This window comes from Larsenimonas rhizosphaerae (genome assembly GCF_026240105.1).
GTDB classification, from domain to species: Bacteria; Pseudomonadota; Gammaproteobacteria; order Pseudomonadales; family Halomonadaceae; genus Larsenimonas; species Larsenimonas rhizosphaerae.
In genome coordinates, this window is record NZ_JAPIVE010000001.1 from 1,358,127 (window position 1) to 1,372,876 (window position 14,750).

At 58.3% G+C, this 14,750-nt stretch carries 15 protein-coding genes; 2 read left to right on the top strand and 13 right to left on the bottom strand.

Annotated elements, in window-relative coordinates; all coding sequences use genetic code 11:
• Positions 1–17: 17 nt before the first annotated feature.
• The 5 genes from trpC to OQ287_RS06335 form a co-directional block, all read right to left on the bottom strand.
• A complete protein-coding gene (gene trpC, locus OQ287_RS06315; protein WP_250937834.1) occupies positions 18–815 on the bottom strand; it encodes an indole-3-glycerol phosphate synthase TrpC in 798 nt (265 codons plus the stop codon).
• Positions 808–1,839, bottom strand: coding sequence for an anthranilate phosphoribosyltransferase (gene trpD / locus OQ287_RS06320; protein WP_265895859.1), 1,032 nt, complete (start codon positions 1,837–1,839; stop codon positions 808–810). Before trpD ends, trpC begins: the two co-directional genes overlap by 8 nt.
• A gap of 53 nt (positions 1,840–1,892) precedes the next feature.
• The gene (locus OQ287_RS06325; RefSeq protein WP_250937837.1) at positions 1,893–2,507 is read right to left on the bottom strand and encodes an anthranilate synthase component II; all 615 of its coding nucleotides are present in this window, start codon (positions 2,505–2,507) and stop codon (positions 1,893–1,895) included.
• A 239-nt stretch (positions 2,508–2,746) separates the two neighbouring features.
• Complete coding sequence (trpE, locus tag OQ287_RS06330) at positions 2,747–4,231, bottom strand: anthranilate synthase component I (RefSeq protein ID WP_250937838.1); 1,485 nt, start codon at positions 4,229–4,231, stop codon at positions 2,747–2,749.
• Positions 4,232–4,423: 192 nt separating this feature from the next.
• Positions 4,424–5,101 carry a phosphoglycolate phosphatase gene (locus tag OQ287_RS06335; RefSeq protein WP_265895860.1) on the bottom strand — a complete coding sequence of 226 codons (678 nt, stop codon included), beginning with the start codon at positions 5,099–5,101 and terminating at the stop codon, positions 4,424–4,426.
• Positions 5,102–5,292: 191 nt separating this feature from the next.
• Here OQ287_RS06335 and OQ287_RS06340 point away from each other — a divergent pair, with 191 nt between their 5' ends.
• Positions 5,293–6,591, top strand: coding sequence for an NAD(P)/FAD-dependent oxidoreductase (locus tag OQ287_RS06340; protein ID WP_250937840.1), 1,299 nt, complete (start codon positions 5,293–5,295; stop codon positions 6,589–6,591).
• Here the strand turns inward: OQ287_RS06340 and OQ287_RS06345 are convergent, their stop codons facing one another.
• The 4 genes from OQ287_RS06345 to OQ287_RS06360 all read right to left on the bottom strand — a co-directional run bounded on the left by OQ287_RS06345 (position 6,592) and on the right by OQ287_RS06360 (position 8,946).
• Positions 6,592–7,485: a ketopantoate reductase family protein gene (locus tag OQ287_RS06345; RefSeq protein ID WP_250937841.1), complete on the bottom strand. Its 894-nt coding sequence runs from the start codon at positions 7,483–7,485 to the stop codon at positions 6,592–6,594.
• 158 nt (positions 7,486–7,643) lie between these two features.
• Positions 7,644–7,970 carry a GIY-YIG nuclease family protein gene (locus OQ287_RS06350; RefSeq protein WP_265895861.1) on the bottom strand — a complete coding sequence of 109 codons (327 nt, stop codon included), beginning with the start codon at positions 7,968–7,970 and terminating at the stop codon, positions 7,644–7,646.
• The gene (gene rpe, locus OQ287_RS06355; RefSeq protein ID WP_250937846.1) at positions 7,954–8,640 is read right to left on the bottom strand and encodes a ribulose-phosphate 3-epimerase; all 687 of its coding nucleotides are present in this window, start codon (positions 8,638–8,640) and stop codon (positions 7,954–7,956) included. The genes OQ287_RS06350 and rpe overlap by 17 nt, the downstream gene beginning before the upstream one ends.
• A 111-nt stretch (positions 8,641–8,751) precedes the next feature.
• Complete coding sequence (locus OQ287_RS06360; RefSeq protein WP_250937849.1) at positions 8,752–8,946, bottom strand: hypothetical protein; 195 nt, start codon at positions 8,944–8,946, stop codon at positions 8,752–8,754.
• 155 nt (positions 8,947–9,101) lie between these two features.
• On the opposite strand from OQ287_RS06360, the gene ggt reads away from it, so the two are divergent.
• Positions 9,102–10,844, top strand: coding sequence for a gamma-glutamyltransferase (gene ggt / locus OQ287_RS06365; RefSeq protein WP_407658234.1), 1,743 nt, complete (start codon positions 9,102–9,104; stop codon positions 10,842–10,844).
• A gap of 49 nt (positions 10,845–10,893) precedes the next feature.
• Here ggt and OQ287_RS06370 read toward each other — a convergent pair whose 3' ends face one another.
• From OQ287_RS06370 to OQ287_RS06385, 4 genes are all read right to left on the bottom strand, one after another.
• Positions 10,894–11,880 (bottom strand): asparaginase, encoded by a 987-nt coding sequence (locus OQ287_RS06370; protein ID WP_265895862.1) that lies wholly within the window; start codon positions 11,878–11,880, stop codon positions 10,894–10,896.
• Between the two features lie 13 nt (positions 11,881–11,893).
• The gene (aspA, locus tag OQ287_RS06375) at positions 11,894–13,312 is read right to left on the bottom strand and encodes an aspartate ammonia-lyase (protein WP_265895863.1); all 1,419 of its coding nucleotides are present in this window, start codon (positions 13,310–13,312) and stop codon (positions 11,894–11,896) included.
• Positions 13,313–13,419: 107 nt separating this feature from the next.
• Positions 13,420–14,079, bottom strand: a complete 660-nt coding sequence (locus OQ287_RS06380; RefSeq protein WP_250937856.1) for a class I SAM-dependent methyltransferase — start codon at positions 14,077–14,079, stop codon at positions 13,420–13,422.
• A gap of 36 nt (positions 14,080–14,115) precedes the next feature.
• The gene (locus OQ287_RS06385) at positions 14,116–14,727 is read right to left on the bottom strand and encodes a TIGR04211 family SH3 domain-containing protein (protein ID WP_250937858.1); all 612 of its coding nucleotides are present in this window, start codon (positions 14,725–14,727) and stop codon (positions 14,116–14,118) included.
• Positions 14,728–14,750: the final 23 nt, after the last annotated feature.

A 14,750-nucleotide genomic window follows, 5' to 3' on the forward strand; every position in this document is an offset into this window, starting at 1 on the left:
TCTCCCGGGGCAGGATATCAGAAGAAGAGTCGACGCAGCGCAGCGCCCGCATCCGGATCACGCATGAAGCTTTCACCAACCAGAAAGCCATTGACGTCATGCGCCTGCATACGGTGCACATCGTCGCGGGTGGCAATGCCTGATTCCGTGATGACGGTCACACCATCGGGAATCATCGGCAATAGACTGAACGTGGTATCAAGCGATGTTTCAAACGTATGCAGGTCACGGTTGTTGATTCCCACGAGAGTCAGATCCAGCGCCAGTGCACGATTGAGTTCGAGGGCATCATGCACTTCCACCAGCACATCCATATCCAGGTTGCGGGCCTGATCATGAAGGGCCTTGAGCGCGTCATCATCCAGAGCAGCCGCAATCAGCAGAATACAATCCGCGCCCAGTGCCCGGGCCTCGAGCACCTGATAGGGATCAATCACAAAGTCCTTGCGAAGCACCGGCAGTGCACAGGCATCGCGGGCTGCCATCAGGTATTCATCACAGCCCTGAAAAAAGTCGACATCGGTCAATACCGACAGGCAGCTGGCACCGGCCTCTTCATATTCCCGTGCAATATCAGCCGGCCTGAAATCCTCGCGAATAACACCTCTGGACGGAGAAGCCTTCTTGACTTCGGCAATCACCGCCGGGTCCCCGGCCAGCATGGTACGCTCAAGTGCCTTGATGAATCCGCGGGGCATCGGAGCCTGCTTGACCCGGGCCTTGAGGGCGTTCAGTGGTGCAATGGCCTGACGCTCGATGACTTCTTCGCGCTTGCGCGCGATGATACGGGCCAGAATGGTGGGCAACTCACTCATCTGCCACTCCTGCAAAAACAGACGTGAAATGGGACAACTCGCGCAAACGCTCTGCTGCCAGGCCGGTATACAGGGCATCCTGGGCCATGGCCACGCCCTCCTTGATCGAGGAGGCAATACCTGACACGTAAATGGCAGCCCCTGCATTATAGGCCACCATATCTGCAGCAGGACCATCACCTTTCAACGCCGTCTTCACCATCGCCAGACTTTCTTCGGCATTGGACACCTTGAGCGTCTCCAGTGAGCTGCGCGACAGCCCGACGTCTTCCGGTGTCAGGGTATAGGTCGTGATCTCCCCGTCCTTCAGCTCCGCGACATGGGTTACTCCGGCAATCGACAACTCATCCAGCCCATCCTCGGCATGAACGACCAGGGCATGGGTACTGCCGATGCGACGAAGCACCTCTGCAAAGGGCTCGATCAGCGAGGCATCATAAACACCGATCACCTGTTGCTGTGCACCGCTTGGATTGGTCAATGGCCCGAGAATATTGAACATCGTCCGGACCCCGAGCGACTGGCGCACCGGCACCGCGTGACGCATGGCCGTATGGTGATTCGGCGCAAACATGAACCCGACACCAACATCTTCGATACAGCGACCGATCTGCGCCGGAGTCAGATCCAGCGTGACGCCGGCCCGCACCAGCAGGTCAGCGCTGCCGGAGCTGCTGGAAACGCTGCGCCCGCCATGCTTGGCCACATGCGCGCCTGCTGCTGCGGCTGCAAAGCACGAGGCTGTAGACACATTGAACAACCCCGCACCGTCGCCGCCGGTCCCTACGATATCGACCACATTGTCAGCCTGAACCCGGACGGGCGTCATCAGCTCACGCATGACCTCAACAGCCGCCGTGATTTCGTCGACGGTCTCCCCCTTCATGGCAAGACCGATCAAGAACCCGCCCATTTGAACCGGGTCGGCCTGGCCACTCATCATTTGATGCATGACCTCACGCATTTCCTTTAGCGCAAGGTGCTCGCCCCGTGTGACACGAGTGATGGCTTCTTTCAGTTCCACGACAATCCTTCCTGTAGTTGTTTCAACCTGAGTGAGGCGTGTGCGCCGGCGGCTCAGGCGACTGCCCGCGTGGTGATCGGACATTCGCCTCGTTCGAGAAAGTTCGCCAGTAGCTGATGGCCCTGACGCGTCAGGATGGATTCCGGGTGAAACTGGACTCCTTCGATATCAAGGGTCCGATGGCGCAGCCCCATGACGAGCCCGGGCGTGACATCATCATCACCGGTAAGGGCCGTGATCTCCAGGCAGTCCGGCAGGCTGTCACGATCGACTACCAGCGAATGATACCGGGTCACCTCCAGCGGGTTTTCAAGCCCCTGGAAGACCCCCACGCCTTCATGATGCACCAGCGAGGTCTTGCCATGCATGACCTGCGGTGCACGCACGACCTGACCGCCATAAACCTGACCAATGGCCTGATGGCCCAGGCAAACACCCAGTATGGGCAACCGGCCGGCATATTCGCGTATCAATGCCATGGAAATGCCCGCCTCGTTCGGCGTGCACGGGCCCGGCGACACGATCAGGTGCGTAAATGATTTTCCGGCAATGTCTTCAAGCGTGACGGCATCGTTGCGGAGGGTTTCGACTTCGGCACCCAGCTCCCCCAGATACTGCACGATGTTGTAGGTAAAGCTGTCGTAATTATCGATCATCAGTACAGACATGATGTACTACTCCTTGCGTATCAAACCATCCGCCGACCGCGCCAGGGGAAGACACAAAAATGCCGCCCTAGCGGCGGCATCGTCGATCACACAAACACACGCTGGCCGCCTGTCTTCTAGCGAGGCCACCAGGCGCCGAGGCGCGAAACGAGTGTAGTTGTCGTGATCATCATACAATGCATAGTGTGTTGCCCGCAGAACCATGTCAAGGCCCGCATCATGCGGCGGGCCTTATAAGATCAGTCCAGATTATCGAGCCCTTTTTCAGCCATTGCGACCGCCTTGAACATGGCACGCCGCTTATTGAGGGTTTCCTGCCATTCGTCGTCCGGGTCGGAATCAGCCACGATGCCACCGCCCGCCTGCACGTGCAGTTCGCCCCGCTTGATGACGGCAGTACGGATGGCAATCGACATGTCCATGTTGCCGGACCAGGACAGATACCCTACCGCCCCCGAATAGATTCCCCGCTTGACCGGCTCGATTTCGTCAATGACCTCCAGCGCCCGGATCTTGGGCGCGCCGGACAGGGTGCCTGCCGGGAAGGTGGCTCGCAGAACATCCATCGGCCCCAGCGACGGCTTTATGCGCCCCACCACATTGGACACGATATGCATGACATGCGAATACCGCTCGATGCTCATGTTATCGGTCAACTCGACGGTTCCCGGCTGACTGATCCGGCCAACATCGTTACGGCCCAGATCGATCAGCATCAAGTGCTCGGCACGCTCCTTCGGATCGGCCAGCAGTTCAGCTTCAAGGGCCAGGTCTTCTTCCGCGGTGGCGCCACGATGACGCGTTCCGGCGATGGGGCGAAGCGTAATCTCGTCACCCTCGAGCCGCGCAAGGATCTCGGGCGATGCGCCCACGACGTGGTGATCGTCCAGGTTGAAGAAAAACATGTAGGGGGACGGGTTCAGGTAACGCAACGCCCGGTACAAATCCAGCGGCGGAGCCGAAAAGGGAATCGACATGCGCTGGGAAGGTACACACTGCATGACATCGCCGGCCAGGGTGTATTCCTTGATGCGACGAACGGCGTCCTTGTAGCCCTCTTCCGAGAAGCTCGCAAAGAAATCATTCTCGCCAATATCGTCGCGACCGGAGCCCGGACTGGATGCCGACAGCATGGTGGCCCGCAGTTGGGCTTCCAGCACATCAAGACGCTGATAAGCGCCGCGCAGGGCCTCCTCTCGAGATGGATCCGCATGCACAACCAGTGTCAGCTGGCCTGAAAGGTTGTCGAATACCACGACTTCCTCGGCCACCATCAGCAGAATATCCGGCACATCGATGGGGTCCGGCTTCTCAACGCCCTGCAGGCGTGGCTCGATATAACGAATGGTGTCGTAACCGAAGTACCCGACCAGTCCACCGGTAAAGCGCAACGTATCTTCTTCCGGCACCTTGAATCGCTGCCGGTACTGATCGATCCAGGCCAGCGGGTCCGTTACCTGTGTAGCACCGGCATCCTCACCATCCATGAAATGACGGATGGTAAAGCCACGAACTTCAATTCGCTCGCGGCAAGGCAGCCCGATAATAGAGTAGCGGCCCCACTTTTCACCCCCCTGTACGGATTCGAGTAAAAAGCTCCATGGCGCGTTGGCCAGCTTGAGATAGGTAGACAGCGGCGTATCAAGGTCGGCCAGAATACGACGTGAAACAGGAATACGGGTATAACCGGCATCAGCCAGTTCATTAAAGCGTTCAGGTGTCATGGGGGGTCTCGGCAAGCGCGTCAGGCGCATGAATAACAGGAAGCGAAGGCCCGGGAATCAGGCCGAAAACAGGGCGCTCGTTATCCTCGCCAGCCCGCCGCATTGCATCTGCAGGCGTCCGGCGTTTCGAATATGGGCATGGCAATATCCTGATCTTCATTGAAAAAAGGCCCCGGCGCGGGGAAATTTACCCTAAACGAGTTCAATCAGTGATTCAACAATCACATCCGGGCCGGCGTCAGCGATCGGCTGGCCGTGATTATAGCCATAGGGCACGCCCAGTGTACGGCACCCTGCTGACTGCCCGGCACGAACGTCATGCACTGAATCCCCGACCATCAGGGTCTGACCCGGCCGTGCCCCGACCTGCTCCATCACATGTAAAAGCGGTAGCGGATCGGGCTTTTTGCGAAGCAGGGAGTCTCCCCCGATCAACAGGGTAAAGTAGCCGCCCAGCTGCAGCCCTTCGAGCAGCGGCGCAATGAAGCGCGATGGCTTGTTGGTCACCAGCACCTGCGTCAGGTTACGAGCCTTCTGGGCAGCAAGGCACTCATGTACCCCCGGATAGACCCGGGTAGCACGGCAGGCGTAACGGCCATAATGATGCAGAAACCGCTCATGGAGTGCATCGACCAGCGCCTTGTCCGGTGGTGCCATCAACCCTTGATCACTGGCCGCCCCCAACGCACGCTCGACCAGTACCAGCGATCCGTTGCCAACCCACTGACGCACGGCCTCTTCCCGGGGGACCGGCAGGTGGCGTTCGCTCATGGTCTCCTGAAGCGCAAACGTCAGATCCGGGACAGAATCGATCAGCGTGCCGTCCAGGTCATAGGCAATCAACGTAATGCCCTCCAGTACCTCGTGCATGTGCTACTCCCCTGTCTGTATGTTCATGTACTGGCTGATTGTGCCATCAGCCTGCTTCGGTATGTCATGGCGCCATCAGTAAGAGTATTCTTGGAACTCCATTTTTTCCATTGCTGACAGCAACTTGAATTCACAAGGGCTAATTGAAGCAGGGTAAGGTACTCCCTCGAGGCCCCTGACAGGAAAACATCATGAATGCTCCTCGTATTGTAATTGTAGGCGGCGGTGCCGGCGGCCTTGAGCTGGTCACACGTCTGGGCAAGAAACTTGGCAAGAAAAAGAAAGCCGATATCGTGCTGGTCGACCGGGATCAGACGCACGTCTGGAAACCATTACTGCACGAAGTGGCTACCGGAAAACTGGACTCCGGGCTTGATGAAGTGTCCTATCAGGGCCACTCCCGCCACAATGGCTATCGGTTTCAGCGTGGCACCATGACCGGCCTTGATCGGGAAGCCCGCCGCATCCATCTGGCCGCCATCGCAGATGAAGACGGCCATGAAATCCTGCCACAGCGTACGCTGGATTATGACTACCTGGTACTTTCCCTGGGCAGCGTCTCGAACGATTTCGGCACCCCCGGTGTCAGCGACAACTGCTACTTTCTGGACAGTACCCTGCAGGCCGAACAGTTTCGCAAGGCGCTGCTGAACACGTTCCTGCGCCATAATCATCAAAACGATGACCAACAGACACCACTTACGCTGGCCATCGTGGGGGCCGGGGCAACCGGCGTGGAACTCTCGGCCGAACTGCTTGATGCCACCGACATGCTCAACAGCTATGGCGTCACCCGCGTGGACCGGCACAAGCTCAAGATTCATTTGATTGAAGCTGCCCCACGCGTGCTGCCGGCCCTGCCCGAGCGCATAAGCCAGCCAGTGCATCGTCAGCTTGACCGACTCGGCGTTCAGCTGCACGTGGATACCCGGGTAACCCAGGCCGATGAACATGGTTTTGAAACCGGAGACGGCAAGCGCATCGAGGCAGACCTTTCCGTCTGGGCAGCAGGAGTCAGGGCCCCGGCCTTTCTATCCGAGCTGGGGCTGAGTACCCGACCGAATCATCAGGTGCTGGTACATCAGAATATGCAAAGCGTGGATGACGCCAACATCTTTGCCTTTGGTGACTGCGCAGCCTGCCCCCAGCCAGGAGACAAGTTTGTTCCACCTCGAGCCCAGGCGGCCCATCAGCAGGCCAACCTGCTGTTCAGGAACATCCTGGCCGCAATGGAGAACAAGCCCCTCAAGGACTTCAACTATCGGGATCTTGGCTCATTGATATCACTGGCTCATTTCGATGCTGTCGGCAATCTGATGCGCAGCTCTTCTTCCAGGGGCCTGTTTGTGGAAGGGAAACTGGCGAAACTGTTTTATGTCTCGCTTTATCGCATGCACCAGCGCGCAGTGCACGGCACGGCCAGAGCAGGCCTGACCATGCTGGTTGATGCCCTCAACAGCTGGATTCGACCGCGCATGAAACTGCACTGATCAAGGCACCTCAATCGCCTTGGTCAACGTATAAAGCGTCGTATTGACGGGGGTGGGCACCTGATGCTCACGCCCTTTTTGCATGATGAACCCATTGAATTCCTCGATTTCAGTCACCCGCCCTCGCGCAATATCCTGCGCCGTGGAGGAATACTGTTCAGGCATGGTGCGTACAATATGCAGAATATCGTCCCTTAGCCCCGGGTCGATGGCCACCTCACAGGCGGCTGCCACGGCAGCGCACTCATAGAACAGGGCGTCCATCACATCCATCATCGACGGCACCTGCATCAACTCGCCATAGGATTTTTGCGCCACGGCAGATAACGCATTCAGCACACAGTTGACGATGAGCTTGCGCCAGCGCGCAGCGGTCATGTCATCGCTGTGATCCAGGGCGATCAGCTCACCAACCAGTGACGGATGCCAGGATGTGGCCCGCGCTCGCTGATCAAGACACAGGGTATGCCCCCCCCGGTGTGCCACGATACCGGCCGCCTTCATCCCGATGGCTGCGTAAACAAGTACCGGCCATACTTGATGATCAGGTAACCGGTTCGCCAGATGGTCTGCACTGGTCAGGCCATTTTGAAGAGCCAGTACCGGCACGCCGTGATGGGTATACGTCCTGATTGCCTCGGCCGCCTGAACGACCTGATCGGCTTTCACGCAGCACAGCACCAACCCGGCGTCCGCCAGAGCCGAACTGTCTGTAGTAGCCTTCACGGCATGAATGAAGCGGGTGCGCTCTCCTTCATGAATACCAAGCCCCTGTGACGTGATGGCCTCAGCGTGCGCCGGCCGGGTAATCAAGATAACGGACTGTCCCTGCTCGGCCAGCAGTCCGCCAAAAAAACAGCCCACGGCACCTGCTCCCAGTACTGCAATCTTCATCCGCCCTCCCGTCTGTTTCTTCAAAAAAAACGCCACTCGGGATATCCCGTGTGGCGTCCTCATCAAGTACTCTACGGCACTTTATCTACTTTTGGCGCTACGCGATTCAGGCACGCAGCGCAGGGCAGATAATACCATGCAGGTCGACGATCGTCAGCTCATCTGCCGGCATCATGCCCGGTTTCAGCTTCCCTTCCAGGGCTCAGGGCCTGGTCGTTGAGCCGCTCCGCCAGCCACGCTCGCTTGGCACTGGGAGACAGTTTCTTGATCCGGGCTTCAAGCCTGAGCGCCTCGCCCTGGCTGCCAACCACTTCCTGATATGCCAGCGTCAACGGCCCCTTTCCGCGTAATGATCTTGCACCGCGTCCGCTGACGTGCTGCCGAAATCGACGTGCAACATCAGTACTGATACCGGTATACAGGGCACCACGGCCTGTCCACAGCATGTAAAGATGCCAGACCGGTTGCTCAGTTTCGGCGTGCATTGCGCTTCAGTGTATCGATCACGCTGTCGTAACCGTGGGGGTCTTCATCACGACGATGCTTGAAGATGGCAGAACCGGCCACGAAGGTATCCGCTCCGGCCGCCGCGATATCGGCAATGTTGTCGGCCTTGACGCCACCATCAACCTCAAGCCAGATATCACGGCCACTTTCATCGATGCGTCGGCGGGCATCGCGAATCTTGTCCAGTGTCCCCGGTATGAAGGACTGGCCACCAAAGCCTGGATTGACACTCATCAGCAGCACCATATCAACCTTGTCCATCACGTAATCCAGCCAGTGCAAGGGAGTGGCCGGATTGAACACCAGACCCGCTTTGGCACCACCATCACGAATCAGTTGCAGGGAGCGGTCGATGTGCTCACTGGCCTCGGGGTGGAAGGTAATCATGTTGGCACCCGCATCCAGAAAATCACCGATCAAGCGGTCAACCGGTGACACCATCAAATGCACGTCGATGAAGGCATCGATTCCGTAATGACGCAATGCATGACAAATGGGAGCGCCAAAACTCAGGTTCGGAACATAGTGATTATCCATCACATCGAAGTGGATCATGTCGGCCCCACTGGCCAGCACATCCTCGACATCCTGGCCAAGCCGCGCAAAATCGGCGGACAGAATGGATGGCGCGATACGGCATGCAGACACAGGCGTCTCCTTGCGGGTTCAAAAACGAAGATATCCAGTATAACAAAGCCGCCCCGAAGGACGGCAATGCAATAAAACGCAGATCACTGCAGGGCAGCGGGCACTTCGTGCCTATTGCTCTTCGCTTTCGTAGCGACGCTTGGCATCAAGTGCTTCGGCTTCACTTTCATGTTCACTCAATAAAAGCCCTTCTTCGGGTACCACCCCGCGCAACTCATACATGTAGACCGCTTCGCCTTCCGGCGTTTCACCGCGCTGGTCCCTGACAATTTCGGCCTTGCGAGGCCATGGTGCTTGATCCGGCATGTTTCTCGTCCTTGAAAGGGGAAGTACACCTTCGACTATAGCTGGTTTTGAGCCGGGCAAGGCCCCCCGGTGATACGAAAGTGCTACTCTGAAAATTCACCCTCGGCCCCCCGGGTACGCGGGATTTCAATAACAGGACGTCAAGGAACCTGCTCATGCCAACATGGCTATCCACTTACGGCGTGCACACTGCGGCAATGGCCCTGGCATGCACATTATCCTTTCCGGCCACGGCAGCTCAGAACGATTCAGCCCCTATCATCGAAGGTGAGCGTTTTCATCCTGCTGAAGGTACTCATGGCATGGTTGCGACCAGCCATTATCTGGCCAGCCGTATCGGGCGGGATGTACTGGACAATGGTGGCAACGCGGTCGATGCCGCCGTGACAGCCGGCTTTGCTCTGGCGGTCACTCAGCCACGCTCCGGAAATATTGGTGGCGGCGGGTTCATGCTGATATCGGATGAAAAAAGCGGCCGGGTCATCGCCATCGACTACCGTGAAAAGGCACCTGGCGGTGCGTATCGCACCATGTTTCAGGATGAAGACGGCAATGTAGTGCAGGAGCGTTCCCGCTTCTCGGCCAATGCTTCCGGCGTACCTGGCACCGTGGCAGGCCTTGCAATGGCACTGGATACCTACGGCACGCTCACCCTGGCGCAGGCCCTCGCCCCGGCCATTGCCCTGGCCGAGGATGGCTTCATTGTGCCCGAGCGATTCGAAAAGGGAGTAACCGATGCGCGTGAGCGCCTCGAGAAATGGCCGTCCAGCCGCAAGGTGTTTTTCAAACCGGATGGAAGTACCTATCAGGCCGGCGAACGCTTCAAACAGCCAGAACTGGCCGCCACGCTGAAACGCATTGCCGCCCATGGGCCACAGGAATTTTATACCGGCAAAACGGCACAGTTGATCATTGATCAGATCAAACGCCACGGCGGTATCATGACACTGAAGGACCTGGCTGCCTATCAGCCGGCACTACGGGAGCCGGCACACGGTACCTATCGCGGATACGACATTTATTCAATGTCGCCCCCCTCTTCCGGGGGCGTGCATATCGTCGAAATCCTCAACATGCTGGAAGGGGATGACATTCACGCGCTGGGCCCCAATTCCGCCGCAACGATCCACTTGATGAGCGAAGCCATGAAACGGGCCTACGCTGACAGGTCTCAGTACCTGGGGGACAGTGACTTTGTCGATGTGCCGGTGGCTGCCCTGACATCAAAAGCCTATGCAAGCGCCCTTCGCAAGACCTTCAACATGGATCATGCCACCCCCTCCAGCGACATTGGCCCGGGGCCTGTCAGCCGTTATGAATCCAATGAAACCACGCATTTTTCCGTGGCTGATGACCAGGGGCTGGCCGTCTCAAACACCTATACCCTCAACTTCAGCTATGGATCCGGCATGGTCGTTGATGGCGCAGGGTTTCTGCTCAACAATGAAATGGATGACTTTTCATCAAAACCAGGCGTACCGAACGCCTATGGCCTGATCGGCGGCGAAGCCAATGCCATCGCCCCGAACAAGCGGATGCTGTCATCCATGTCTCCCACCATCGTCAAGCATGAAGGCAACAACTTCCTGATTACAGGCAGTCCGGGCGGTTCACGTATCATTACCACCACGCTGCAGGTGATCATGAATGTCATTGATCATGGCATGAATATTCAATCCGCCGTCAGCGCTCCACGTATTCACGATCAGTGGCTGCCGGAGGAGCTTCGCATCGAAGCCGGCATCAGCCCGGATACGATCCGACTGCTCGAACAGATGGGTCACACGGTCAAGGTGAAACCCGCCATGGGGGCGAGTCAGTCGATTGTCATCGACAATGACCATTTTTACGGAGGTGCCGATCCCCGCCGGGAAACGTCCTCGGCGCTCGGGCTTTAGGCCGGAAAGAAAACAGGCCCGTGGCACGGGGCCCCAAGGCCCCGCGCCATCACGCAGGTGACAGCTCGCCACACAGGTTTGTCTCCATCAACTGACGACGACGGGTCTCGTCAAGGGAAGCCTGGTGAAGCAGGAAGTGAAGCTTTGCCAACGCCGTCTCGCGGGTCATGTCACCACCGGAGATCACGCCGGCAGCTCTCAGCTGCTGACCGGCTTCATAAATATCCAGCATGATTCCGCCTTCCAGACACTGACTGACCGCCACCAGCAATATACCCGCCTGACGGGCACGTTCGAGTGCGGCCATGAACGCGGGGTCGTCCCCGGGGCCCGTGCCGCTGCCAAAACACTCCAGCACCACTCCCCCATAGCGGCCACTATCAATCAGTGCCGTCAGGATACTGGCGTCAAATCCCGGGTAAAGCGGCACGATACCCACTTGTTGCGCCTTGTCGGGCATATCGAAGTTGAAGCGATCTGCCGGCGCAGTGGCGGGCCCACTGTCACCCGCCACTGCCTGGAAGGCATGACGGCCATGGCTACGCACCTTGCGGGTGCGCGTGGCGGGCAGCAGCGTCCCATGGAAGTAAAGCCCCACGCCAGGGGCAGCATCGGCAATCGCCGTCAGGCTACCGAAGAAGTTCTCCCAGGCATCACTGTCTGGTGCCCCGGCAGGCAACATGGCCCCGGTAATGATGACCGGCACGCTCACATCCATCAGCCAGAAGCGAAGTGCTGCTGCCGAAAAGGCCAGCGTATCGGTACCGTGAAGAATCACGACCCCGGAAGCGCCTTTTTCCACGGCCTCTCTGGTTGCCCTGGCAATATTGATCCACTGCAACGGTGTCATGTTGGCGCTGTCGATCAAGGGCGAAAGCGAAGTGAACTCCCACTCTGGCACCTCCTTCAGCGCTGGCGATTGCTGCTGGACATCCCGGGCCAGCAAATCAAGCCCGGCGGCCGGGGCCAATCCTCGCGGACCGGGCTGCATGCCGATGGTGCCGCCGGTATACAGCACATGAACGGGCTGGGTCATGATATCTCCGATGTCAGCCTCTCAGCGGTTTCAACCGCGGGGCAATCATGTTGGCAGGACGCAGGATGTCGGTCAGGGTATCGTCATCCAGCAGTTTTTCCTCTCGAACCAGTTCCAGTACGCCACGGCCGCTGGTCAGAGCTTCGCGGGCAATGCGCGTGGCGTTGTCATAGCCGATCCAGGGATTCAGGGCGGTAATCAGCCCGATCGAGTTTTCGACCAGTTCCAGGCAGCGCTCTTCATTGGCGGTGATGCCTTTGATGCAGTGCTCTTCCAGCATGGTCATGGCACGCGTCAGCAGACGTACGGAGTCAAAGGTCCGGTAGGCAATCAGCGGCTCCATGACGTTAAGCTGCAACTGGCCTCCTTCGGCTGCCATGGTCACGGCCAGATCATTGCCGATGATATCAAAGGCTACCTGATTGACAGCTTCGGGAATGACTGGATTCACCTTGCCCGGCATGATGGAACTGCCCGGCTGTCGTGGTGGAAGATTGATTTCGTTGAAGCCGGTACGTGGCCCGCTGGACAGCAGCCGAAGGTCATTACAGATCTTGGAGAGCTTGACCGCCAGCCGCTTGAGCATGCCGGAGATCAGTACAAAGGCGCCCATGTCGGAAGTGGCCTCGACCAGATCAAGCGCCGGACGCAGCGGCATGCCGCTGATTTCCGCAAGCCGGGCAACGGCAATGCGCTGATACTCGGGATCGGAATTGATACCGGTACCAATTGCGGTGCCGCCAAGATTGACCTCGACCAGCAGTTCCGGGGCCATGCGATTCAGGTGCTGAAGGTCTTCCTTCAGGGTATTGGCAAACGCATGAAATTCCTGGCCCAGTGTCATGGGCACCGCATCCTGCAGCTGGGTCCGCCCCATCTTGAGCACATGGGAGAACTCATTGCCCTTGTCAGTGAGGGCACCAGCCAGGTTATCAAGGCTGTCCAGCAGGTAGTGATGTCCCAGCAGCAGCCCCACGCGAATGGCCGTAGGATAGGCGTCGTTGGTGGACTGGGCCATATTGACGTCATTGTTGGGGTGCAGGTAGTGGTATTCACCGCGAGCGTGCCCCATCAGTTCCAGACCGATATTGGCGATGACCTCATTGGCGTTCATGTTGGTCGACGTACCGGCGCCGCCCTGAATCATGTCCACTACAAACTGATCATGAAACTCGCCATCAATGACCTTGCGGCAGGCGCCGGTAATGGCCTGATGCTTTTCATCGTTCAGGTAGCCCAGCTGATGGTTGGCATCGGCGGCGGCCTGCTTGACCATGGCCAGTGCGATCACGAATTTTGGATAATGTGACAGGGGCACGCCGGTCAGGCGAAAATTATCTACCGCCCGCAGTGTCTGTATACCGTAATAGGCATCCCCGGGAACCTCCAGACTGCCCAGTAGATCCTTCTCGCAACGAAAGGCAACGCTCATGTCAGATAACCACTCGAATTCAGGGAAAACGCCACCTTACGGTGCCCCCCTTCATTCGTCTAATGCCGGTATGCTCTGGAGTATGTCGGTCGCGTATAGCGCTGTTGTCACCGCTGCACCCTGACCTCTTCTTCCAGGGGGCCCTTGCGGACCAGCATCCAGACCGATTCGCGCTCATCTTCCGCCGGTTCGAACTCCTCAAGCAGGGTACGCTCGAAGTTGCCGTCAAACAGAGCACCCACCTCTTCAGGCGTCACATGATAAGGCGGGCCTGAAAGCTGTGTTGCGGGTGGCTTTTCAAGGGTGATCAGCAGCCCGGCTGCACCGGGAGGCAACAGCTGGGCCAGATGAAAGGCATATCGCTGGCGCCTGGCCGGCGGCAGGGCAATCAGCGCCGCCCGATCATAGAATGCCCGTGCCACATCGCTGTGCCCGCGATGAAAATGAAAGAAGTCGCCACACAGCAACTCGATACAGCCCTGGCGCAGCCCCTTGAAGCCGTCACGCTGAATGCGTTCGACGCCTTCGGCACTATCGGCAGTGAATTGCTCCAGCGCCTGATAGGCCAGCTCCACACCGGTCACCGGGTGACCATGTCTTGCCAGCCAGCGCATATCCACGCTTTTACCGCACAGCGGAACCAGCACTCTGGTACGCGGAGGCAACGCCAGTGTTGCCCAGTGCTCCACAAGCCCGGGATGAGGGCGGGACTGGTTGAAACCGATCCGCCCGTTTTGCCACCTGGCCAGCCAGGCTTCATTCGCCACCAGCGTTCTCCTTCACTCAATGCGCATTCATGGATGCTAGAACCAGCGGTCGCGCTTTTTGCGCCGTCTTGGCAGGTGTGGAACGATCAACCCCAGCAGCAGGCCGGCCCCTGCCACACTGCCGCCATATACAAAATAGCGCATCAGCAGGTCGTCCTTTTCACTGTCAAGGCGAGCCTTGTAGGTCCGGGACTGCGATTGCGCCTGACTCAGCTGCTTGTTGAGGCTGGCGGTGTGCTGCTCAAGTTCGGCAATGCGCTGCTGACGGGCATTGAGCAGCTCCGTCGAGCCGGCCACCTTTTTTTCCCAGGTTTCATTGATGGACGACAGGCGTGATTGCAGCTCATCGGCCCTGGCCTTGAGCGCAGGCACCTGCTCGGCCACGCTTTCCTGCTCCTGAAGATCGGCGCTCTTTATCCACACCGTATCGCCGCCCTGGCTACGAATACGACTGTAGTCTCCATCGGTCGCCAGCAGCGTGACCCTGTCGCCGGATGCCACGGTACCCACGATCCGATACTCATCCGTGGGCCCGCTGCGCACATAGGTTGATAAATGATCACTGACCCAGCGGGTCTGGTCGGCCTGAGCAACTCCTGCCACGGTGCAGGCCAGCGCACCGATCACCAAGTATTTGATTCTGGACATATTCACATCATCTTGTGGCTATG